The organism is Pelotomaculum terephthalicicum JT, from assembly GCF_022410535.1.
In the GTDB taxonomy this organism is placed as follows: domain Bacteria; phylum Bacillota; class Desulfotomaculia; order Desulfotomaculales; family Pelotomaculaceae; genus Pelotomaculum_D; species Pelotomaculum_D terephthalicicum.
In genome coordinates this window covers 34,223-54,065 of the sequence record NZ_JAKNBL010000002.1, presented here as the reverse complement: position 1 = coordinate 54,065, position 19,843 = coordinate 34,223, and the positions used below count along the sequence as shown (strand labels likewise).

22 protein-coding genes and 1 riboswitch are annotated in these 19,843 nt (G+C 53.3%); of the genes, 19 read left to right on the top strand and 3 right to left on the bottom strand.

Features of this window, described 5'->3' with window-relative positions:
• Window positions 1-45: 45 nt before the first annotated feature.
• A riboswitch (NiCo riboswitch) is annotated at window positions 46-152 on the bottom strand.
• A 293-nt stretch (window positions 153-445) separates the two neighbouring features.
• From L9W92_RS02580 to L9W92_RS02570, 3 genes are read left to right on the top strand one after another with little or no spacing between them, the layout of a single operon-like run.
• Window positions 446-1,114 carry a DUF6088 family protein gene (locus tag L9W92_RS02580; protein ID WP_018307432.1) on the top strand — a complete coding sequence of 223 codons (669 nt, stop codon included), beginning with the start codon at window positions 446-448 and terminating at the stop codon, window positions 1,112-1,114.
• Complete coding sequence (locus L9W92_RS02575; RefSeq protein ID WP_018307433.1) at window positions 1,095-2,102, top strand: nucleotidyl transferase AbiEii/AbiGii toxin family protein; 1,008 nt, start codon at window positions 1,095-1,097, stop codon at window positions 2,100-2,102. The genes L9W92_RS02580 and L9W92_RS02575 overlap by 20 nt, the downstream gene beginning before the upstream one ends.
• 18 nt (window positions 2,103-2,120) lie before the next feature.
• Window positions 2,121-2,543 carry a hypothetical protein gene (locus tag L9W92_RS02570; protein ID WP_018307434.1) on the top strand — a complete coding sequence of 141 codons (423 nt, stop codon included), beginning with the start codon at window positions 2,121-2,123 and terminating at the stop codon, window positions 2,541-2,543.
• A gap of 101 nt (window positions 2,544-2,644) precedes the next feature.
• Here L9W92_RS02570 and L9W92_RS02565 read toward each other — a convergent pair whose 3' ends face one another.
• On the bottom strand, window positions 2,645-2,812 hold the full coding sequence (locus tag L9W92_RS02565) for a hypothetical protein (protein WP_018307435.1): 168 nt from the start codon (window positions 2,810-2,812) through the stop codon (window positions 2,645-2,647).
• 200 nt (window positions 2,813-3,012) lie between these two features.
• Here L9W92_RS02565 and L9W92_RS02560 point away from each other — a divergent pair, with 200 nt between their 5' ends.
• From L9W92_RS02560 to L9W92_RS02540, 5 genes are read left to right on the top strand one after another with little or no spacing between them, the layout of a single operon-like run.
• Complete coding sequence (locus L9W92_RS02560; protein WP_018307436.1) at window positions 3,013-3,918, top strand: conjugal transfer protein TrbL family protein; 906 nt, start codon at window positions 3,013-3,015, stop codon at window positions 3,916-3,918.
• 18 nt (window positions 3,919-3,936) lie between these two features.
• Entirely contained in the window at window positions 3,937-4,320 is a 384-nt protein-coding gene (locus L9W92_RS02555; protein ID WP_240082211.1) for a DUF7768 domain-containing protein, read from the top strand.
• Complete coding sequence (locus tag L9W92_RS02550) at window positions 4,320-6,614, top strand: DNA cytosine methyltransferase (RefSeq protein ID WP_240082210.1); 2,295 nt, start codon at window positions 4,320-4,322, stop codon at window positions 6,612-6,614. The genes L9W92_RS02555 and L9W92_RS02550 overlap by 1 nt, the downstream gene beginning before the upstream one ends.
• On the top strand, window positions 6,590-6,847 hold the full coding sequence (locus L9W92_RS02545) for a hypothetical protein (protein WP_089608647.1): 258 nt from the start codon (window positions 6,590-6,592) through the stop codon (window positions 6,845-6,847). The genes L9W92_RS02550 and L9W92_RS02545 overlap by 25 nt, the downstream gene beginning before the upstream one ends.
• A gap of 2 nt (window positions 6,848-6,849) precedes the next feature.
• Window positions 6,850-7,437: a hypothetical protein gene (locus L9W92_RS02540; RefSeq protein WP_117415748.1), complete on the top strand. Its 588-nt coding sequence runs from the start codon at window positions 6,850-6,852 to the stop codon at window positions 7,435-7,437.
• A gap of 47 nt (window positions 7,438-7,484) precedes the next feature.
• Here L9W92_RS02540 and L9W92_RS02535 read toward each other — a convergent pair whose 3' ends face one another.
• Window positions 7,485-7,922 (bottom strand): hypothetical protein, encoded by a 438-nt coding sequence (locus L9W92_RS02535; protein WP_089608645.1) that lies wholly within the window; start codon window positions 7,920-7,922, stop codon window positions 7,485-7,487.
• A gap of 138 nt (window positions 7,923-8,060) precedes the next feature.
• On the opposite strand from L9W92_RS02535, the gene L9W92_RS02530 reads away from it, so the two are divergent.
• From L9W92_RS02530 to L9W92_RS02480, 11 genes are all read left to right on the top strand, one after another.
• Window positions 8,061-9,896 (top strand): VirB4 family type IV secretion system protein, encoded by a 1,836-nt coding sequence (locus tag L9W92_RS02530; RefSeq protein WP_376741773.1) that lies wholly within the window; start codon window positions 8,061-8,063, stop codon window positions 9,894-9,896.
• A 20-nt stretch (window positions 9,897-9,916) separates the two neighbouring features.
• Window positions 9,917-10,396, top strand: coding sequence for a hypothetical protein (locus L9W92_RS02525; protein ID WP_240082209.1), 480 nt, complete (start codon window positions 9,917-9,919; stop codon window positions 10,394-10,396).
• 12 nt (window positions 10,397-10,408) lie between these two features.
• A complete protein-coding gene (locus L9W92_RS02520; RefSeq protein WP_240082208.1) occupies window positions 10,409-11,446 on the top strand; it encodes an amidoligase family protein in 1,038 nt (345 codons plus the stop codon).
• Between the two features lie 12 nt (window positions 11,447-11,458).
• The gene (locus L9W92_RS02515; protein WP_117415747.1) at window positions 11,459-11,962 is read left to right on the top strand and encodes a gamma-glutamylcyclotransferase family protein; all 504 of its coding nucleotides are present in this window, start codon (window positions 11,459-11,461) and stop codon (window positions 11,960-11,962) included.
• A gap of 22 nt (window positions 11,963-11,984) precedes the next feature.
• Window positions 11,985-13,475, top strand: a complete 1,491-nt coding sequence (locus L9W92_RS02510; RefSeq protein WP_341457603.1) for a peptidoglycan DD-metalloendopeptidase family protein — start codon at window positions 11,985-11,987, stop codon at window positions 13,473-13,475.
• Window positions 13,476-13,498: 23 nt separating this feature from the next.
• Complete coding sequence (locus L9W92_RS02505; RefSeq protein WP_117415745.1) at window positions 13,499-13,873, top strand: DUF3846 domain-containing protein; 375 nt, start codon at window positions 13,499-13,501, stop codon at window positions 13,871-13,873.
• 13 nt (window positions 13,874-13,886) lie between these two features.
• Complete coding sequence (locus tag L9W92_RS02500; RefSeq protein WP_089608640.1) at window positions 13,887-14,144, top strand: DUF6103 family protein; 258 nt, start codon at window positions 13,887-13,889, stop codon at window positions 14,142-14,144.
• Complete coding sequence (locus L9W92_RS02495) at window positions 14,141-14,413, top strand: hypothetical protein (RefSeq protein ID WP_240082207.1); 273 nt, start codon at window positions 14,141-14,143, stop codon at window positions 14,411-14,413. Before L9W92_RS02500 ends, L9W92_RS02495 begins: the two co-directional genes overlap by 4 nt.
• A 388-nt stretch (window positions 14,414-14,801) precedes the next feature.
• Entirely contained in the window at window positions 14,802-15,218 is a 417-nt protein-coding gene (locus tag L9W92_RS02490; RefSeq protein WP_240082206.1) for a hypothetical protein, read from the top strand.
• Window positions 15,218-18,100 (top strand): MobP3 family relaxase, encoded by a 2,883-nt coding sequence (mobP3, locus tag L9W92_RS02485; RefSeq protein WP_240082205.1) that lies wholly within the window; start codon window positions 15,218-15,220, stop codon window positions 18,098-18,100. The genes L9W92_RS02490 and mobP3 overlap by 1 nt, the downstream gene beginning before the upstream one ends.
• A gap of 150 nt (window positions 18,101-18,250) precedes the next feature.
• The gene (locus L9W92_RS02480) at window positions 18,251-19,195 is read left to right on the top strand and encodes a DUF3991 and toprim domain-containing protein (protein ID WP_240082204.1); all 945 of its coding nucleotides are present in this window, start codon (window positions 18,251-18,253) and stop codon (window positions 19,193-19,195) included.
• 29 nt (window positions 19,196-19,224) lie between these two features.
• On the opposite strand, the gene L9W92_RS02475 is transcribed toward L9W92_RS02480, so the two are convergent.
• Window positions 19,225-19,770: a ClpX C4-type zinc finger protein gene (locus L9W92_RS02475; RefSeq protein WP_240082203.1), complete on the bottom strand. Its 546-nt coding sequence runs from the start codon at window positions 19,768-19,770 to the stop codon at window positions 19,225-19,227.
• Between the last annotated feature and the right edge of the window lie 73 nt (window positions 19,771-19,843).

Sequence of the window (19,843 nt, the reverse complement as noted above, 5' to 3'; positions counted from 1 at the left end):
CGTTGTTCCATTTGGGTATAAAAATAGCACACCTATGGAACATACTACTGTCCCACAGATGTGCGCATTATGCAATCTGCTGCCACTCGTTGGGTGGCCCGGCCCCATGACCTCTTATAAAAAAGGTTCATCGCCTGCTCAGTTTGTACTGTTGATCTCGCATTCCAAGTAAAGAATGTAATGCAGTGCAAAGAGGTTACTAAATATTATATGCGGCTGTAATGTAATTGTCAACTAAAATATGATAATTTCCCATTTCTTGAAAAAGGGGGGCTTTGTTTGAAAATTAAAATCCGTTCACCGTCCTTATGCAAGTATTGACTGGACGATACTTGGTATGTAATCAGGAGAAAATTGACTTTCGGCGCATAAAGTGATATTATAATGGCAATGATTATAAATGAAAATCAACCATATAATATCACTTAACCGGGAGGTGAAGCACATGGAGCAGATTGGATATGGAGAACACATTGCAGAGACTGTTAAAAATATTCCCTACGAGGCAGCAATTCAAACAGAAAATATTGCGGCACAACTGGCGGAAACCTTTGCCTTGCCCTATGAGCAGGCCAAGGCACTGACCAATGTGAAGCTGAAGCGGATGGCGGACAAGGGCGAAATTGAAAGACTGCAAAAGGGCGTCTATTGTCAGGTGAAGCAGACCATATTCGGGAAAGTTACGCCGAGCATTGAGCAGGTGATGAAGAAAACCCTGACGGAACAGAACGGCGCCAAAATCGGGTACGAATCCGGCGCATTCCTGATGAACAGGCTGGGACTGACGACGTTGATTCCCCGCAACATGGAAATCACCACAAACCGTTATGGCGCAAAGCTGCCGAAAGATTGCCATATTAAGCTGAAAAAGCCTGCTGTGCCGATAACGGACGACAACTGGAAATATCTCCAGTTCATCGATCTGACAATGGCGCTTGCCGATGCGCATATAGATGCGGAGAAGCCGGAGCTACTGCTGACAGGCTATGCAAAGCGACAGGAACTGGATGGTCTTGCCCTGCTGTTTACCGCACGCAAACATTACTCGGCAAAGGTGATACTGCCCCTTATCGATTTACTCATGGAGGTGAACAATGAACTTACATCAGGATAAAGACGCATTTGAAGCCCTGCTCTCGGACGTCAGCCGCAGAACAGGCATCCGAAGCGACATTATAGAAAAGGATTACTATCTGACGCTGCTACTATGGGAGCTGTCCGTAAAGCAGGAGTCCCTTCCCGCATACTTTAAAGGCGGAACCGCCCTGTATAAATCCATCGGCCGAATGAAACGCTTTTCGGAAGATATTGATCTGACGGTTGCAGTTCATGACTGTTCAAAAAGTCAGGGAAAAAAGCGGCTGGAAACATCGGCAAACGGCTATCATACTCTTTCAAGGACAACCGATAAAGCCAGAGAAAGCAATCAGAAGGGCAGCATCACCAGCGTATATGAATACGTTCCTGTAACTGCGGTGGATTCCGCTGATGCCCTGCAGCGTTTTGGCTATGTAAAGGTGGAGGCAACATCCTTCACCATCAGCGAGCCGGTGGAAATCCTTGAAATCTCACCACTTCTTTATTCAGAGGCAACCGGTGAGCAACGCCAAATTCTCGAATCAAATTACGGAGTAAAACTCTTTCCTGTGCAGACCATCAAGCTGGAACGTATCTTCGCAGATAAAATACTGGCTGCGGAATTTTATTACCAGCGGCGTATGCTGTTTGATACCGCCAAGCACCTTTATGACCTTGCCATCATGATGGAACAGGAAAGAATCCGCACCCTGCTCTCAGCGCCGGAAGAACTCACAGCCATGCTCGCCTATAAGCGAAAAGAAGAAAGGGAGCGGATCGGAAGTGACCTGTCGGAAAAACCTTTTTCCCAATTCACCCTTTTTGATGCTGTTGGCACGGATGCCGAGCTGACGGTAGCCTTTTCAAAAATGCAGGAGATTTATGTATTTTCCCAAAGAGACATTCTTTCTCCGGCACAGCTCTCTGAAAGCATGGCAGTCTTGAACCAAACCCTACTCCAGTTGGATGAGGGTCTTGAAAGGACGCAGGCTCCCGGTGAGCATACCCAGCAGAAAATGCTGTAACGCACAGGAGGCGATGCGATGAAGCACGGCGAAATTGTGGGGAAAATTCATAACTCCATGTATCAGCAGCTCCAAAAGAGCGGTATAGCGGCACCGGTGCAGGTGCTGATGGATCTGAGCATCCTCTCCAAAGAGGATTATGAGCGGTGGCGCTTCGGCAAGGTGGATTATTTGGAGCGTGTCTGCAAGGTGAACCTCTCCGAGCTGTCCCTTATCATGCGGGAAATCCGAAGCTATGCCGCCAAAAACAAACTCAAGGCTTCGTGGACTTTTTATAAACAGTGGGGACTGAAAAGCTTCCCCCATGCAAAGAAACTCCGGTTTTCCAAAAGCGGCGGCGAGGACATTGAAAAAGCCTATGCCACCCATTATATAAACCCTGTCAGAGTGAGCGAGCTAAAACAACAATCACAAATACTTTCCAAGGCGCACTGTGAATGAACCCACGGTGCGCCTTTTTTATTTCTCCCAAAAGGCGTTTGCAGCAGCAAAACAAGGAGAGCGGCAGAACCGCTCTCCTTGCTTTTTGCAAACGGACTTTGTTATTTATCGTTGCCGTCGGGTTCTGAATCTCTTTTGAGTTCCAGCACAACACCGTCATCGCCGGAGATGAAAAGCTCCTCCGTCTTTTGCTGCGCACGCTGAAGCAGCGAAATGGCATCTGTCACATCGTTAAACAGCGAATCATACATTTTTTTGTAATCTGCCACGCAACTGACCTCCTTTTCCTTATTTCGGCGGCCACCGTTGTGTGGTATTGAAGCTCTGAACGAACAGATTGTCAAGTCGTTTTTGAAGTTTTATGAATCATTGCGCCCTGCCTGAAATCCGTTCAGGCAGATACAAAGGCACACCGCAGCATTGCTATGGTGTGCCTTTTTTATTTCTACAGAAAAGAGGTGAAAATCCAATGTTCATATGGGACTTCGTCCTTGGAACCGTGATGGATCAGATCATCGAATGGCTCTACGGACAGGTGGTCGGCTTTCTGGCCGACTTCTTTGCACAGATGGGGAACATGGGCGTGGAGCTGTTTGAGATGAGCTGGGTACAGTCCATCGTCCTGTTTTTCTCCTATCTGGCTTGGGCGCTGTACGGAACCGGGCTGGTGGTGTCGGTGTTTGAAACCGGCATAGAATACCAGCACGGCCGGGGCAGCGTAAAGGACACCGCTTTAAACGCCATCAAGGGCTTTATGGCGGTGTCTCTTTTTACCATCGTACCGGTGGAGCTGTTCAAGCTTTCGGTCAATCTCCAGAGCAGCCTCACGGCGGGCATCACCGGGTATGGAACCAGCTTTGGCGACCTTGCCGGAAACATCATTTCCGAGCTTGGCAGCTCGGCGGACATCGGCGGCGCCATGGGCTCCGGCGTGTTCGGCGGACTGTCTGTCATTACCAGCCCCATCCTGCTGCTCTTTATGATTATCATGATGGGCTATGCGGTCATTAAGGTGTTCTTTGCTAATCTGAAGCGCGGCGGCATTTTGCTGATCCAGATCGCCGTGGGCAGCCTGTATATGTTTTCCGTTCCCCGCGGCTATATCGACGGCTTTACACAGTGGTGCAAGCAGATCATTGGTCTGTGCCTGACCACATTTTTGCAGGCAACCATCCTCACGGCAGGGCTTATGGTCCTGCGAACCCATGCCCTGCTGGGGCTTGGTCTGATGCTGGCTGCGGGAGAGGTGCCGCGAATCGCCGGAGCCTTCGGGCTTGATACCAGCACAAAGGCCAATGTGATGAGCGCCGTGTATACCGCACAGGCAGCCGTCAACACCACCCGCACCATCGTACAGGCGGTAGCTCCGAAATAATTATGAAAGGAAAAGCCTATGAAACTAATCTATGTAGCGTCCCCTTATGCAGGGGGCATCGAACAGAATACCAAATATGCCCAGAGAGCGTGCCGCCATGTGATGAATGAGGGGCACGCTTTTTTTGCGCCCCATCTGTTATATCCGCAGCTTCTTGATGATTCCAAGCCGCAGGAGCGCCAGCTCGGTCTGGATATGGGGCTTGCCGTGCTCCCCCGCTGTGACGAGCTGTGGTGCTATGGCGACCGTATTTCCTTCGGGATGCACCTTGAAATTGAGGAAGCGGTCAGGCTCGGCATCCCGGTGTGCCGGGTAATGGAACAGGAAAACGGCTTTGTCATTGGCAGAGTAAAAAACACCGTACCGGCCGAGGCTCCCATACAGGCGATGAGGATGGTCTGATGATGCGCATGGGGAGCCTCTTCGATGGGATTGGAGGCTTTCCCCTTGCCGCCGTCCGCAATGGGTTCACTCCCGTATGGGCCAGTGAAATCGAAGCCTTTCCTATCGAAGTGACGAAAATCCGATTCCCCGAAATGCGCCATGTCGGGGATATTACAAAGCTGGACGGAGCGAAACTGCCGCCTGTGGATGTCATTTGTGGCGGCTCACCCTGCCAAGATTTATCGGTCGCTGGCCAGCGCCGGGGCTTGGCGGGTGAGCGTTCCGGCCTGTTTATGGAGCAGACCCGAATTGCAAAGGAGATGAGAAAAGCCGATGAGCAGCGAAACGTACCAGCTCACCTTGTTCGACCTCGATACCTCGTTTGGGAGAACGTCCCCGGAGCTTTCAGCTCCGCAGACGGCGAGGACTTCAGGGCGGTCATTGAAGAGATCGTCCGCATTAAGTACAGTGCCTGTGATGTGCCTCGACCTGAGTCCGGGCGCTGGGAATCTGCTGGGGCTGCCCTTTTGGGAGATGAATTCAGCTTGGCTTGGAGAGTCATGGACGCTCAATTCTGGGGAGTCGCCCAGCGTCGCCGTCGCATCTTCCTTGTCGCAGATTTTGGAGGTACGACCGCACCCGAAATACTATTTAAGCAAGACGGCCTGTTTGGGAATATTGCGCAGAGCGGAGGCCAGAGGCAAGGAACTGCCGCCCCAGCTCAGGGACGCACTGATGATACAGGCGGGGCTTGCCTGACACCATGGGATGTCCAAAGCCGCCGCATTTTTGAAGAAACTGGGACATGGCCCGCCCTCTACGGCGGCGAAGGCGGCGGGCACGGATATATCCAGACAGAAGAAAAAACAGCGATAGCCTTTGCCGCAAATCAGCGTGATGAGGTACGGGATTTGCACGATGTTGCAGGAGCGATACAGGCCCAGCCGGGGATGAAGCAGCAGACCTTTGTGGCACAGCCGCTGTTCTGCTTAAACGATCAGGGCGGCGAACGGATGGATGTCACCGAGGATGTTTCGTCTACACTGCGCGCCGGTATGGGAGGGCATCCTCCACTGGTATCTCAGCCCAATTGCATGAACAGCTGGGACACCCAGCAAAGCCGTGTGTTCACGCCGGAGGGTGTGGCTCCTACTCTTGCCGGTGCGGACGGCGGCGGTGGCAGAAACCCGGCAGGGCTGTTGTTTGCGGCAGGGGTTGTCAGCAAGGGGGATGGAGATTGTTTTCTGACTCCCGAAACACACACCTCGCTAACCGGCGGTGGCGGGCAGGCCGGACAGGGCTATCCCTGTGTGCTTACTGCAGGCTTCTGCGGCAATGCCAGTGCCGAAGCCAGAGGAATCGGCTATCAGGCTGAGTATTCCCCTACCATTAAAACGGGCACTGCGCCATCAGTTCTGTGCCTCAACGATCAGGGCGGCAGCCAGATGCACTCCACCGAGGATATCACCGGTACGCTCCGTGCCCAAGAGCATGGACACCAGCCGCTGGTCATGGCAACCCAGCAGGGCGGCGCTGAAATTGGTGAGGGCATTTGTCCGACTATCACGGCAAGTGCCGGTATGAGTGGCAATAACCAGCCGGTGCTGTTTGAAAATCACGGCATCGACAGCCGCTACACCGGCCCGCATGCTGTGGCGCCCACCATGTCCGCCCGGATGGGAACCGGAGGAAACAATGTTCCGCTGGTGGGGAACCCCGTTGCATTTTCCCTTGATTCAAAGGAATCCAACAGCATGAAATCAGCCAATCCCCATTCGGGATGCCGGGAAACGGACGTTGCCAGAACCATTGACACGACAAACCCCGACCCCAGCAAAAACCAAGGCGGCATTGCTATTTTGCAGGAAACCATCTGCATTGCGGGGAACACCATTGACCGGGAGCCGGAAAACGGCGGCAACGGTCTCGGCTGTAAGCCGGACATCAGCTACACCATTACGACCTCCGACCGCCACGCAGTGTGTGAGCCATACCAAGAGGTGGTGGGCGCGCTTTGCCGTGGGGATGAGAAAGGCATCGGCAGCCAGTATGTCAGTCAGAATAAATGCATTGTCGAAAGGCGTAACCTGATTCGCAGGCTGACACCTTTGGAATGTGAACGGCTCCAAGGCTTTCCCGACGGCTGGACGCTGATTCCCGGCGCATCCGACAGCGCCAGATATAAGGCTCTTGGAAATAGTGTGGCGATACCCTGTGTGAGCTTTGTCCTCCGCGGTATCGCCTATTTTTTGCGAAAAATTGATGAAGAACAGGAGGAATCGCCCCCATGTACATCTACCCCGACAACCTAAAATCCAAGGCAACCCTGTGGCTGTGGGAGCTGCGTGACATCGGAATCATCGGCATCGGCTGCCTGATTTCAGTGTTCGCACTCTCACGGCTCGGCTGGCTGCCACCCATTGTCGTGACGGCGGTCTATGCCTTTTTATCCATCCGCTTCGAGGATGTGAGCATCCTTGATTTTATCCGCTACGCCGCCGCTTTCTTTTTTGGAAAGCAGCAGACCTATGAATGGAGGGCGTGAATATGAACCGGAAAAAGAAGCAGGAGGCCAGAGAAAAAGCCTCCACCCGCCAGCTCATGGACATCGAGGGCATCACCGGCCACAGCCTTGTGACTCCCCACGGCGAGCTGGTATTTTTTATGATCAAGCCTACCAATATCAGTGTCCTGTCCGATTCCAGCATCGGAGCAAGGATTTATGCCCTTATGAATGTGCTGAAAGGCATCTCGGATATTGAAATGCTGTGCCTGAACAGCCGGGAAAATTTTGAGGACAACAAAAGCTACCTGAAAGCCAGAATGGACGCCGAGCAGAACCCCGTCATCCGAAAGCTGCTGGCACAGGATCAGACAGCCCTTGACCATATGCAGGTGCAGATGGCAACGGCGCGGGAATTTTTAATCATTATACGGCTTCGGAATGAAAAAGAAAGCGATGTTCAGCCATACCTTTCCCGCATCGAAAAGAGCCTCAAGGATCAGGGCTTCACGGTGCGCAAGGCGGGTGAATCGGACATCAAGCGTCTGCTGGGTGTCTATTATGAGCAGAATGTCACGACCGAGGTGTATGAGGATTACGATGGGGAACGCTGGGTTATTTTGAATGAGTGAACAGATAAACGGAAAGCCGGAAGTATGCACCCCCGGCTTTCCGCAAATCACTTTTCCGCAGATTCATCTAAAACGTGTTTCCCTTTGGGATAAAGAATACTGTCCTTAAATATTCCGTCTCCCCAAATTTCACTTTCAGATAATGTCGTTTCGATTAACTCGATCAGCTGCTTGTTAATGATAACCATGGCGCAGCGATACCCGGCAAAAGGCTGATAAAGCGGCATGACGATTTCTTTCCCATCCAAGGCAGACTCAATATCATTCACCTTAAAAGCAACGTGAGGTTCTTTTTGGATTCTAACATCAAGTGAGGAATTTTCACCGAAAGCATGTAACTCTATTGGAAGGGACAAATCATTTTTCATATCCAACGAGTACATGTCGAACAGAGGACTGTACTTCGTATCCTTATTATCTTTAATGTTTTCTAACGGAACAGGTTTGCCTATGTGATGAAAGGTCATCTGAAAATTATCAATCATATATTTTCTCCTTAATTGAATACAGGGTTTAGAAAATAATTATACCTCACATCTTTATCAAAGTGAACCATTTTACTTCAAGCCGTCACTAATGTGGCGGCTTTTCCTATACCCAAAATCAAAATCAGAAAGGAAGAAATGCTGATGGCAAGAAAAAGAAAGCGCCAATCTCCGCCGCAGGAGGATGTAAAAATCAAGGATTTCCTTGACATGATCGCACCGGGCATCATCAAATTCAACACCGACCACTTCCTCTGCGGCAACACCTACCGCTGTGTGTGGGTGCTGCGGGAATATCCCACTGCTACCGAGGAACAGGCCATCCTGCGCCACCTTGGCGAAAAGGACGGCGTGACCCTGCGCATCTATACCCGTCAGGTAACGGCGGCCGAGGAAAAGAAGATCATCCACAATGCCGCCAACAAGAACCGCATGGATAAGAGCAATACCAACGACCTCCAGCAGACCGTCACCGCCGAAAGCAATCTGCAGGATGTGGTCACGCTGGTATCCTCCATGCACCGAAACCGGGAGCCGCTCCTGCACTGCGCTGTGTTTCTGGAGCTGACCGCTCATGATCCCGATGCGCTGAAGCTCCTCCAGACCGATGTTCTCACCGAGCTGGTGCGCAGTAAGCTCAATGTGGACCGGCTCATGCTGCGCCAGCGGGAGGGCTTTCTCGCCGTAGGTCCCGCCGGATACAACGTGTTCGCCAGCCAGTTTGAACGGGTGCTCCCGGCAAGCTCTGTAGCAAATCTCTACCCCTTCAACTACAGCGGCAAAACCGATCCTCGCGGGTTTTACCTCGGCAGGGACAAGTTCGGCTCGAATATCATCGCGGATTTTGACAAGCGCGACGATGACAAAACAAACGCCAATGTGCTGATTTTAGGCAACTCAGGCCAAGGCAAGAGTTACCTGTTAAAACTCATTCTCTGTAATATCCTCGAATCGGGCAAGTCTGTTCTTTGCCTGGACCCAGAGCACGAATATGTGGAGCTGGCGGAAAACCTCGGCGGCTGTTTCATCGACCTCATGTCGGGCCGGTACCGGATCAACCCGCTGGAGCCGAAAACATGGGATGAGGGCGGCAGCCCGGAGGATACCGATGCGCCACAGGCGTTTCGCCAGTCCACTAAGCTCAGTCAGCATATCAGCTTTCTCAAGGATTTCTTCCGGTGCTACAAGGATTTTTCCGACCGCCACATTGACGCCATTGAAATCATGCTGGGCAAGCTGTATGAACAATTCGGCATCAGCGACCGCACCGATTTCAGGAGCCTTGCCGCCACAGACTATCCCGTTTTGTCTGACTTATATGCCCTGATTGAAGCCGAGTACAAGGGCTATGACAAAACCAAATACCAGCTCTACCCGCCAGAACTTTTACAGGAAATCCTGCTGGGGCTCCACTCCATGTGCATGGGCGCGGAAAGTCAATTTTTCAACGGCCACACCAACGTGACCTCCGACCGTTTTATTGTGTTCGGAGTAAAAGGCTTGCTCCAAGCCAGCCGGAATGTGAAAAACGCCCTGCTGTTCAATGTGCTGTCCTTCATGAGCGACAAGCTGCTGACCGAGGGGAACACTGTCGCCGCCATTGATGAGTTGTACCTGTTCCTCACGAACCTGACGGCTATTGAATATATCCGCAATTTTATGAAGCGTGTGCGCAAGAAGGAGTCGGCGGTGATTCTTTCGTCGCAGAACTTGGAGGACTTCAACATCGAGCATATCCGGGAGCTGACAAAGCCCCTGTTTTCCATTCCGTCTCATGCGTTTCTGTTTAACGCAGGCAACATCGACAAGCGGTTCTATATCGATTCCCTGCAATTAGAGGAATCCGAATACAACCTCATCCGCTTTCCCCAGCGCGGCGTGTGCCTTTACAAATGCGGTATTGAGCGGTATAACCTTGCGGTTCACGCTCCGGCATATAAGGAGAAATTGTTCGGAACGGCGGGCGGCAGATAATGAAGAAGGGAGAAAAAATCATGAACAGACTGCAACAGCAGAAAGAAAACAAATCGGGACTCCTCGAAGATATGCTGTCCTTCATCCGCTACACCCCCAACCGGGAAGCGGATCTTTTAGCCTTTATGGAGAAGTACCAGAAAGCGGACTGCGACGAACGCCCCGCTGTTCTGGAGCAGCTTCGGCGCTGCATGGACGGTAAGGAATACCCCGATCCCTATGCCGGGAGCTACCACTATACCCCGGAGGATGTGTCTCTCATGGGGCAGATTCTGGATGATTACATCGACGCTCTCACCTTGGCACAGGGCGATCCCGCCGCCGTTTCTGAGTGTGTGCGGGATACGGTGCTGAAAATCAATGCGCTCAACGAGGAATGCGGACGGTACCTCATTGATACCTGGCGCAGGGAACGGCTGTGCGGCTTCCTCAATTCCGCGGCGGAGCTTGCGGGGCTGTCTCAGGAAAAAGACCTGACCCTGCAGCACAGGATGTGGTAAGGCGGTGGTTAAATGGAGATACAGAGTCAGGATTTCGGGATTGAAATTGAAATGACCGGGCTTACAAGAAGCCGTGCCGCCGGGGTGATTGCCGAGCATTTCGGCACCACAAAAGAATATGAGGGCAGCTTCTACGACGCCTATTTCGCAAGGGATACCACCGGGCGCAAATGGAAGGTCATGAGCGACGGCAGTCTGGACTGCCAGCGGAAGGAGGGGCGCAGGAAGGTCAGCGCTGACCGGAACTACAGCGTGGAGCTGGTCAGCCCCATCTGTCAGTATGGGGACATCGAAACGGTGCAGGAATTAATCCGCAAGCTCCGGGAAGCCGGAGCTTTTGTGAATTCCTCCTGCGGCATCCATATCCACATCAACGCCGCCCCCTTTGACGCACCCCATCTGCGCAATCTGGTCAACATCATGGCGGCCAAGGAGGATATGATTTACAAGGCGCTGAAGGTCTCGCGGGGGCGGGAAAGCCACTACTGCCAGAAAACTGACCCCGCTTTTTTAGAGCGGCTCAACCGGCAGAAGCCCGCCACCCTCGACCGGCTGAAAAGCCTCTGGTACAACGGCGGCGACGGCAGCCGGGAGCATTACCATCACAGCCGCTACCACTGCCTGAATCTGCACAGCGTGTTTCAAAAAGGCACAGTGGAGTTCCGGGCGTTCAACGGAGATCTGCACGCCGGAAAAATCAAGGCATACATCCAGTTCTGTCTTGCCATGACTGCGCAGGCGCTCAACCAGCGGTCGGCAAGCCCGACAAAAACCCAATCCAGCAACGAAAAATATACCTTTCGTGTGTGGCTTCTGCGCCTCGGCATGATCGGGGACGAGTTCAAAACCGCCCGTAAGCATCTGCTGGATCATCTGGAGGGCTGTATTGCGTGGAAAGACCCGGCACAAGCCCAAAGACAAAAAGAACGGCTGCGGCAAAAGCGGGAGGCGGAGCGCTCCCAGGCGCAGACCCCGCCGGAAGAAGCGGTGCCAGAACCCATTATGGAAGCGGAGGACGATCAGTCCCCCGCTTTTACTATGTCCATGTAGAAGGGAGATCATATGAAAAATAAACTGTATATCGCCTACGGCAGCAATCTCAATCTGCCGCAGATGGCGCATCGCTGCCCATCCGCCAAGGTGGTGGGGGCATCCGAAATCAAGAATTATGCTCTTGTGTTCCGGGGCGGCCGAAGCGGAGCCGTTGCTACCATCGAACCCTGCGAGGGCTCCTCCGTCCCTGTTCTGCTATGGAAAATCACGCCGAAGGACGAGGCGGCGCTGGATGTTTACGAGGGCTTTCCCCGGTTCTATGACAAGGAAATGATGGAGCTGCCGCTGGACGGACAAATGGTGTCCGCCATGGTCTATGTCATGACGCCGGGGCATCGCTTGGGGTACCCATCGGACTATTACTACAACACCATCCGTGAGGGCTACAAAACCGCGGGGTTTGATCCCGCTGTTCTGGAGCAGGCGGTGGACTATACCGAGCAGCTCATGGAGAGTGAGCCGGAGCCGGAACAGCAGAGTCTATTCGGCTTTGGTGAAATGAAATGGTGGTGACGGCATGGCAGATCCCGCAACCATTACAGCGGTTGCCAAGGCCGCCGCTGCCGCGCTCTCTGATGAACGCCTCCGAAAGACCATCGGATGGGTAATCGCTGCCGTCCTGTCCCCGCTGATTTTAGTCATCGTGCTGGTCTGTTCCTTGCTCTCCGGCACCACAAACCACAACAACACAGCTGTGGAGCTGTGCTTTCACGGCGGTGTGATTCCAGCGAGTATGCCTGCGGAGTACCGGGAATACATCGGGGATATGCGCCAAAGCTTCACCCTCATAGACGGCGCTATTGCCAGCGTGAACGCAGAGATGGAGGGCGGCGACAGCCTTGACGATGACCGCGTCAAGGCAATTTTTTATTCTCTGTTCTTCGGCGCAGCGTCCCCCTCCCGGCTGGAGCATCGTAAATATGTGGACTGCTTTGTGACCTATGAAGAACGCACCCGCACCGTGGACAACGGCGACGGCACCACCTCGGAAGAAACCTACACCGTAGCCGTTTCCATTGATTCTCTGCCCACCGTCTACAACAACATCCGCGCACTGCTTGGCAGAGCCATCACCTATGAGGATCAGGCCAACGCCAACGAAATTTATTACCGTGCCCGGTACGGCACCGGCGCACCCATGGAGGGGGACGGCTCCGGGTTGTGGGAGGACTGGGCGCCGGATCAGATAGACGGCTTTTATTCTGATTTGCCTGTCGGAGAAAGGGGCGCAGAGGCTGTCCGGCTGGGGCTTTCCCGCCTTGGCGACCCCTATTCCCAGGAGCTGCGCGGACAGGGCAGCTACACCGACTGCAGCTATCTTGTGCAGTGGGTGTACAAAAAGCTGGGCGTAAATCTGCCCGGCACGGCTGCGGCGCAGGGAAAATATTGCGTAGACAACGGGCTGACGATTCCCAAATCTGGTCTTGCTCCCGGCGATTTGGTGTTCTGGAGCCACAAGCCCAACGGCCGCTTCATGAACATTACCCACGTTGGAATCTATGCCGGGGACGGCAAGGTGGTGGACGCGTCCTCCTCCAGAGGGGAGGTTGTCTACCGGGATTTATTCGATTCCGGCAAGCAGGTGCTGTACACAAGACCCTATGCCGACGCACCGGAAACCTCCAGCTCCGGTCTTATTTCCCCTCTTGGAAAGAGCTGGCGTTCCATGGTGACCTCCGAATTCGGCGGCAGGACGGACCCGCTCACCGGGGAATGGGCGGGACATTCCGGCATTGACCTCGGCGCATCGAAAGGAACCTCCATCCGTGCGGCCAAGGCGGGAACGGTGAAAACCGTTGTCTATGGCAGCACCGGCTACGGCTACTATCTAACCATTGACCACGGCGGCGGGCTGGTGACTTTATATGGTCACTGCTCGGGGATTCTTGTCCGTGAGGGGCAGACGGTGAAAGCCGGGGAAACCGTTGCCAAGGTGGGCTCCACCGGGCGCAGCACCGGAAACCATCTGCACTTCGAGGTGCGGGTGAATGGCGTGAAGCAGAATCCGAGAAATTATCTGCCGTAAAAAGAGAAAGAAGGAATGATTTTATGCGTGAAAACAGGATTAAGGTACTCAAAATTGAGCCGGGGCAGGCGCCCCAAGTCAAGGAAATCCAAAATGACCTTGCCAGCCTGCAGGCGGAGGTTGGAGGGCTGATTGAATGCATCGGCTTTCCAAACGGCTGCGTTGCCGTCTGCAATGAGGAAGGCAAGATAAACGGAATGCTACCCAACAGAAGGCTGGGTGCGGACATTATCTGCGGCCCGTTTTTTGTCTGCGACACCGCCCATGACGGCAACTTTACCTCGCTCGGCAAGAGCAAGATCGCGGAATACAGCCAGCTCTTTGCTGACATTCCAGAATTCACCGGGCAGGAGCCGGAGCTTGAACCCGGCTTCACCTTTATCGGATTTGAGTATTAGGAGGGCTCCCATTATGAAAAAAGAAAGCATTACCATACAAATGGACGGCGAAAAGCTCCGTGCGGTAAAACGCTACATGGAAAAGAAGGACGCGGATCTCACGAAAGAGCTTTGTGATTCCCTGCAGAAGCTCTATGAAAAATATGTTCCGTCTTCCGTCCGGGAATACATTGACGAGGGCATAGAGGGTGAAGCTCCGGCGGAGGCTTCACCCAAAAAGCAGAAAGAAAAAATCAGGCAAACAGCAGAGCCGAGGCAGGAGGAGCAATGATGCAGTATTTTGATAAGCACAGCAATGAGATTAAGGCCGGAATGTTTCTCCGCATGGAGGACGGCAGCATAGAGGAAATATACGCCTGTACTGACGCATACGGCAAAGAGGATCTCGGCATCAATGCCAGCAATGATGAATTTCTGAAACGGCACGGCTTGGGTGAGTTTGACCGGGAATTCTATTCGCTTTCCTCTTTCAGCCTCAGAGAAACAGAACTTTGCCAATCCGAGCCTATCCAAGGTCATTCTGGCATGGAGATGAAGTAGCATACCGCCCACTGCACGTATCCCCCAGCGTTGCCCCCTGTTCGCCCCCGTGTGCCGTTTTCAGGACGGATGTGGCATCCATAACCCATCCCGCCCCAAACGGCAACGTAAAGGCTTTGTGCCGGGCGTTTGGAAAGGCGCACCGGCTCCCGAATCCGGCAGGTCCCCTCGGTCGAAAAAAGAGCGGGATAAAGGCGGGTGGTCGCAAGCGACCGCCCGCCGCTCACTTCGCCCAGCAGTGCCGGGCGTTTTTCGCGCCTTGCCATGAGGTGGTCGGATTGAAGATTTGTCACGGTCAAGGTGGTCGGAAACTGCGAAAGCACAGGGAAACAAAGGATTTTATACGGTCACCTCACAGGTGAACACCCACAAAAATGGAGGTTTTACCATGAAAAACAACAAGGAACGAACGGCGGTATGGCTGTATCCCGAAACCATGGAGCGGCTGGACGGCTGGCTCATACAAGATAACTGCAAGAGTCGCAGTGAGTTTATAGAAAAGGCGCTCTGCTTTTACATGGGCTACCTTGGAACGGAGGACACCTCCTCCTATCTTTCCAAGGCCCTGCTTTCCTCCATGGAGGGAACTCTGCAGAAAACCGAAAACCGGGTGGCAAGCAACCTGTTTCGCCTCTCGGTGGAAATCAGCATGATGATGCATCTCTTAGCAGCCACGCTGGAGATTACCGACGAGGAACTGCACCGACTTCGCGGCCGGTGCGTTGCCGAGGTGAAAAAGACCAAAGGGAAAATTCGGCTGGATGATGCGGTGGAGTTCCAAAACGGCGCCGAGGCTGAAGAATAATGGCGCGGATCATTCTCAAGGTTCCCTATCTCAAGGGCAGCGAAAAAACCGCCGCCCACTTAAGTAACCTCGTCAAATATATCGCTACCCGTGAGGGCGTGGAAAAAATGGAGAGTGCCCACCGGCTCTGGAACTCCACCAAAAAGCAACAGGAGCTGATTGCGCAGATTCTCCGAGAGTTTCCCGATACCAGAGAATTATTTGAATACGAGGATTACTGTGAGAATCCCAACCGGGGAAACGCTTCGGAGTTTATCTCCATTGCGCTGGAACAAAACCTTGATCAAATCAGCGGGCGGGAAAAATACCTGGACTACATTGCAAATCGTCCCCGCGTGGAGAAGTTCGACAGCCATGGTCTGTTCACATCCGGGGATGCGCCGTTGGTCTTGTCTCAGGTGGCGGAGGAAGTGGCCGCCCACACCGGCAATGTTTGGACGCCGATTATTTCCCTGCGCCGGGAGGACGCCGCACGGCTGGGCTATGATAATGCCCGTGCATGGAAAGCCCTGCTTTCCGCCAAAGCGATGGAGCTGGCGGAAAATTTGAAAATTCATCCAGACCATCTGAAATGGTATGGTGCGTTTCATAATGAATCGCATCATCCGCACGTCCATATGGTCTGCTACAGCATCGACCCAAGGGAGGGCTACCTCACCAAACAGGGCATCCGCAAAATGAAGTCCTCTCTGGCAAATGAGATTTTCCGTCAGGAGCTTATTCCGCTCTACGGAGAAAAGACCCAGCGGCGGGATGAGTTGAAGGAACAGGCCGCCGAAGCCATGGGGGAACTGCTCCACCAGATGAAGGGCGGCGTTTTGGTCAGCGGGCGCATGGAGCAGCTCCTCACATACCTTGCCGAACGTCTGCAAAAGGTCAGCGGAAAAAAGCAGTACGGCTACCTGAAAGCTGACCTGAAAAATGTGGTGGATGAAATTGTGGATGAGCTTGGAAAGGACAGCCGCATTGCCGAAGCCTACCGCCTGTGGTGGGAGGTCAGGGGCAGAATCGAAGCCGTCTATACCGAAACACCCTCCGATCCGCCGCCCCTTTCCCGCTGTGAGGATTTCAAGCCCATCCGCAATCGTGTCATTCAGGAGGCGTTGAACCTTGGCAGCGGAACCATGACCTTTGAGGAACCGGCATCGGTGGAAACCGCTCTGCCGGATGCCGAACCGGATGACGATACACCTTCCATGGAGGCTGAGCCGGAGAACACACCCACTGAGCCGGAGGACGAGTCCGAACCGCCGCCCCGTATGCCTTCCTCCGACGGAGAGAAATCCTCCGGCTCATGGTGGACGGAGGAATACAAGCTGGCAAAGCAGTATCTGCATGGCGATGAGGATGCTGGAATCCCGCAGAATTTTGTGAAAGCCCGTGAATTTTTCATCATGGAAACCGGGGCGGATAACCCCCTTGCACTCTATGACCTTGGCCGTATGACTGCCGCTGGGCTTGGGTGTGAAGCGGATGCGGACGAAGCCTATCGCTGGTACGAAAAGGCTCTTACTGTTTTCCATAGGGCCGAGGAAGAAAAACCTTGGAAATACACCGAGTACCGCATCGGCAAGATGGTCTCCGCGGGGCTTGGCACACAGCAGGACTATCTGCAGGCGGCAGACTGGCTTACCCTATCCGCAAACAAAAAATACAAGTACGCACAGTATTCCCTCGGCGGCCTGTACTATCACGGCAAAGGTGTGGAGCAGGATCATAAAACCGCCTTTGCCCTCTATACCAAATCGGCAGACCAGAGCTTTCCCTATGCCAGCTTCGAGCTTGGGAAAATGCTGCGGGACGGCATCGGCTGTGTGAAAAACCAGCTGGATGCTGACCGGCGCTTCAAGGAAGCCTTTCTCGGCTTTGTCTCTCTGGAGGAAAAAGGGCACGACGATAAGCTCCAGTACCGGCTGGGCTGGATGCTTCTGAATGGCGTAGGCACGGAAAAGGATGAAGCCAAGGCTAAGGAATACTTTGAAAAGGCGGCGACGGTAGGAAATCCCTTTGCCTGCTATCAGCTTGCAAAGCTCATTCTTTCCGATGAAACGGCATCTCCGCCAGAGGTGGAAAAGGCCCTCGGTTATCTCAAACAGGCAGTGGAGGCAGAAAATCCCTATGCCGCCTATTTTCTCGGCAAGCTCTATGAGAAGGGGCAGTACGTTCCGCAGAACACGGCCGAAGCAGTACGACTCTATGCCCTGTCCGCAGAGCAGGACAACGACTTTGCCGCATACCGGCTTGGAAAACTGTACCTTGGCGGCGGTGGCATCCTCAAGGATGTGGAAGCCGCAATTCGATGGCTGACCTTTGCCGCCGACCGAAAAAACCAATTTGCCGAATATGCCATCGGTATTCTCTATCTCAAGGGAGAGGATGTTCCGAGGAACGTGCCCAAGGCATTGGAATACCTGAAACGCTCCGCTGCACAGGGAAATCGATTTGCCCAATACCGGCTGGGCAAGGTTTATCTCACGGGGGAAACTGTGCCAAAGGACATTCCGGCTGCCCTGCAATTCCTGACAGCCGCCGCTGAACAGGGAAATCAATATGCGCAGTACACCCTCGGCAAGCTGTACCTGATGGGAAAAGATGTCCCAAAAGACAAGGAGGCCGCCGTCCGCTGGTTTACGCTGTCAGCGGCGCAGGGCAATCTTTACGCGCAGTTTTTTCTTGACCATATGGATGAGTTCAAAGACTCCTCCGTCCTGCTGGCGGGCACACGGCTCCTGCATCACATGAGCCGTGTGTTTGCAGATAACGCTCCACCCTTGAAACCGCCCGGTCAGCGCATCGACCGCAAACTTCTGCGCAAGCTCCGGGAGAAGAAGCAGGCACAGGGTCATGCGCGGGATGACCACGAACAGACCATGTCACTCTAAAAAACGATGGGAGGATCACCATGAAAAAGCAGAAAAAGAAAACCGGGCAGATACCCGTCCGGAAAAATTTGTATCCAAAGCAATGCCGTCCTGTAAAAAGGGCGGCATTTTTTCATCGAATCGGCAATCGCCATCAATAGGAGGTGCGCCATGGGTGTGTATGTGCATTTTACAGATGAACAGAAATACCGTGCCAACAATGTGGATTTAGCAGACTTTCTCCAGCGGCGCGGCGAAAGACTCCTGCCCAGCGGACGGGATAAGCGGCTGGCCTCCGACCGCAGCATCACCGTCCGGGGGAACGAGTGGTACGATCACTCCGCGGAGAGCGGCGGTTATGCCATTGATTTTGTGCGGAAGTTTTACGGTTGCTCCTATCCCGAAGCCGTGACCCTGCTGCTGGGCGGTGAGCAGGGCGAAAGCTATCGACCCGCCTCGCAAAAGGAGCCGGAGCCGAAAAAGCCCTTTGCGCTCCCACCGGCGCATACGGATATGCGGCGGGTTTATGCCTATCTGGTGAAAACCCGGCACATCGGCCGGGAGGTGGTCAGCTTCTTTGCAAAGCAAAAGCTCCTGTATGAGAGCTGCGAAAAATCTAAGGACGGCACGAAGGAATACCATAACGCTGTATTTGTGGGCTTGGATGAAAACGGAATTGCCCACCATGCCCACAAGCGCGGGATTTACACCTTGGGGCAGGCGTTCAAGGGGAATGTGGACAGCTGCGATCCCCAGCACAGTTTTCACTGGCTTGGCGAAAGCGATACGCTGTATGTATTTGAAGCGCCGGTGGATATGCTGTCGTTCATCACCCTGCATCCGCAGGACTGGCAGCGGCACAGCTATGTATCCCTCTGCGGCGTGGGCGGTCAGGCCATGCTGTGGATGCTGGAGCAGTACCCGCAGCTCCGGAAGGTCTCGCTATGTTTGGATAACGACGAAGCCGGACACAAAGCCAGTGAGCGGCTGAAACAGCAGCTTGCAGAAAAGGGATATGAATCAGAACGGCTGATTTCTCAGGGGAAGGACTGGAATGACGATTTAACGGAAGCGGCGCAGCAAAGGCAGAGCGGCTTTGAAATGCGGATGGCATAGCAATCAGGCATGAATGACCCTGCCTGACATTATTTTTTCCCGTTTTCCTCTTCCGTTACTTCCTCCAGTATCTCGGAGCAGAGCCCGACGCACTCATTGCAGATTGCTTCATGGGTACCGGCTATGATGCGTTCCACCTCCTGCTGACCCTTACCGCAGAAGCTGCAGTGAATATCCTCGCCATGCTCCTCATACCGGGCGTCATCGTATTTTTTGATGCGCTCCATCTGCCGTTTCAGCGGCTTGATGTCCTGCAGAAGCGACCACACGCAGTCATAATGCACCACACAGTTCTGATCAAAGTATTCCGCCTCCAGCCACGGAAAAGGTTTCAAACGCATTTTATACCGGCTTTCCAGAGTTGAAATGCCAACCTTTTTAATGGTGCGCTGGAAAAGAATAAATTTCAGCAGCAGCGCATCTCGAAGCGTTTCATTCGCCAGCATTGACTCATAGCTTTCAATGCTGCCTTGAGCTGCACATTTTTGAATGGAGGATAGCTGCTCCGTGAGCTGTTTGTAAAGAAACAGGTGATAATCCAATTTGCTGTTAAGCAATAATAATTCCTTGTCCATTACGAGTCCCTTTCATCAATAACCATGATTTGTATGGCTTTTATTTTACCACCAAATTGGCTGATAAGAAAGG

Bases quoted from the DNA above. Each gene is read 5' to 3' on its own strand.
- L9W92_RS02580 (WP_018307432.1), top strand. From the start codon at position 446: ATGGAGCAGATTGGATATGGAGAACACATTGCAGAGACTGTTAAAAAT.
- L9W92_RS02575 (WP_018307433.1), top strand. From the start codon at position 1,095: ATGAACTTACATCAGGATAAAGACGCATTTGAAGCCCTGCTCTCGGAC.
- L9W92_RS02570 (WP_018307434.1), top strand. From the start codon at position 2,121: ATGAAGCACGGCGAAATTGTGGGGAAAATTCATAACTCCATGTATCAG.
- L9W92_RS02560 (WP_018307436.1), top strand. From the start codon at position 3,013: ATGTTCATATGGGACTTCGTCCTTGGAACCGTGATGGATCAGATCATC.
- L9W92_RS02555 (WP_240082211.1), top strand. From the start codon at position 3,937: ATGAAACTAATCTATGTAGCGTCCCCTTATGCAGGGGGCATCGAACAG.
- L9W92_RS02550 (WP_240082210.1), top strand. From the start codon at position 4,320: ATGATGCGCATGGGGAGCCTCTTCGATGGGATTGGAGGCTTTCCCCTT.
- L9W92_RS02545 (WP_089608647.1), top strand. From the start codon at position 6,590: ATGTACATCTACCCCGACAACCTAAAATCCAAGGCAACCCTGTGGCTG.
- L9W92_RS02540 (WP_117415748.1), top strand. From the start codon at position 6,850: ATGAACCGGAAAAAGAAGCAGGAGGCCAGAGAAAAAGCCTCCACCCGC.
- L9W92_RS02535 (WP_089608645.1), bottom strand. From the start codon at position 7,922: ATGATTGATAATTTTCAGATGACCTTTCATCACATAGGCAAACCTGTT.
- L9W92_RS02530 (WP_376741773.1), top strand. From the start codon at position 8,061: ATGCTGATGGCAAGAAAAAGAAAGCGCCAATCTCCGCCGCAGGAGGAT.
- L9W92_RS02525 (WP_240082209.1), top strand. From the start codon at position 9,917: ATGAACAGACTGCAACAGCAGAAAGAAAACAAATCGGGACTCCTCGAA.
- L9W92_RS02520 (WP_240082208.1), top strand. From the start codon at position 10,409: ATGGAGATACAGAGTCAGGATTTCGGGATTGAAATTGAAATGACCGGG.
- L9W92_RS02515 (WP_117415747.1), top strand. From the start codon at position 11,459: ATGAAAAATAAACTGTATATCGCCTACGGCAGCAATCTCAATCTGCCG.
- L9W92_RS02505 (WP_117415745.1), top strand. From the start codon at position 13,499: ATGCGTGAAAACAGGATTAAGGTACTCAAAATTGAGCCGGGGCAGGCG.
- L9W92_RS02500 (WP_089608640.1), top strand. From the start codon at position 13,887: ATGAAAAAAGAAAGCATTACCATACAAATGGACGGCGAAAAGCTCCGT.
- L9W92_RS02495 (WP_240082207.1), top strand. From the start codon at position 14,141: ATGATGCAGTATTTTGATAAGCACAGCAATGAGATTAAGGCCGGAATG.
- L9W92_RS02490 (WP_240082206.1), top strand. From the start codon at position 14,802: ATGAAAAACAACAAGGAACGAACGGCGGTATGGCTGTATCCCGAAACC.
- mobP3 (WP_240082205.1), top strand. From the start codon at position 15,218: ATGGCGCGGATCATTCTCAAGGTTCCCTATCTCAAGGGCAGCGAAAAA.
- L9W92_RS02480 (WP_240082204.1), top strand. From the start codon at position 18,251: ATGGGTGTGTATGTGCATTTTACAGATGAACAGAAATACCGTGCCAAC.
- L9W92_RS02475 (WP_240082203.1), bottom strand. From the start codon at position 19,770: ATGGACAAGGAATTATTATTGCTTAACAGCAAATTGGATTATCACCTG.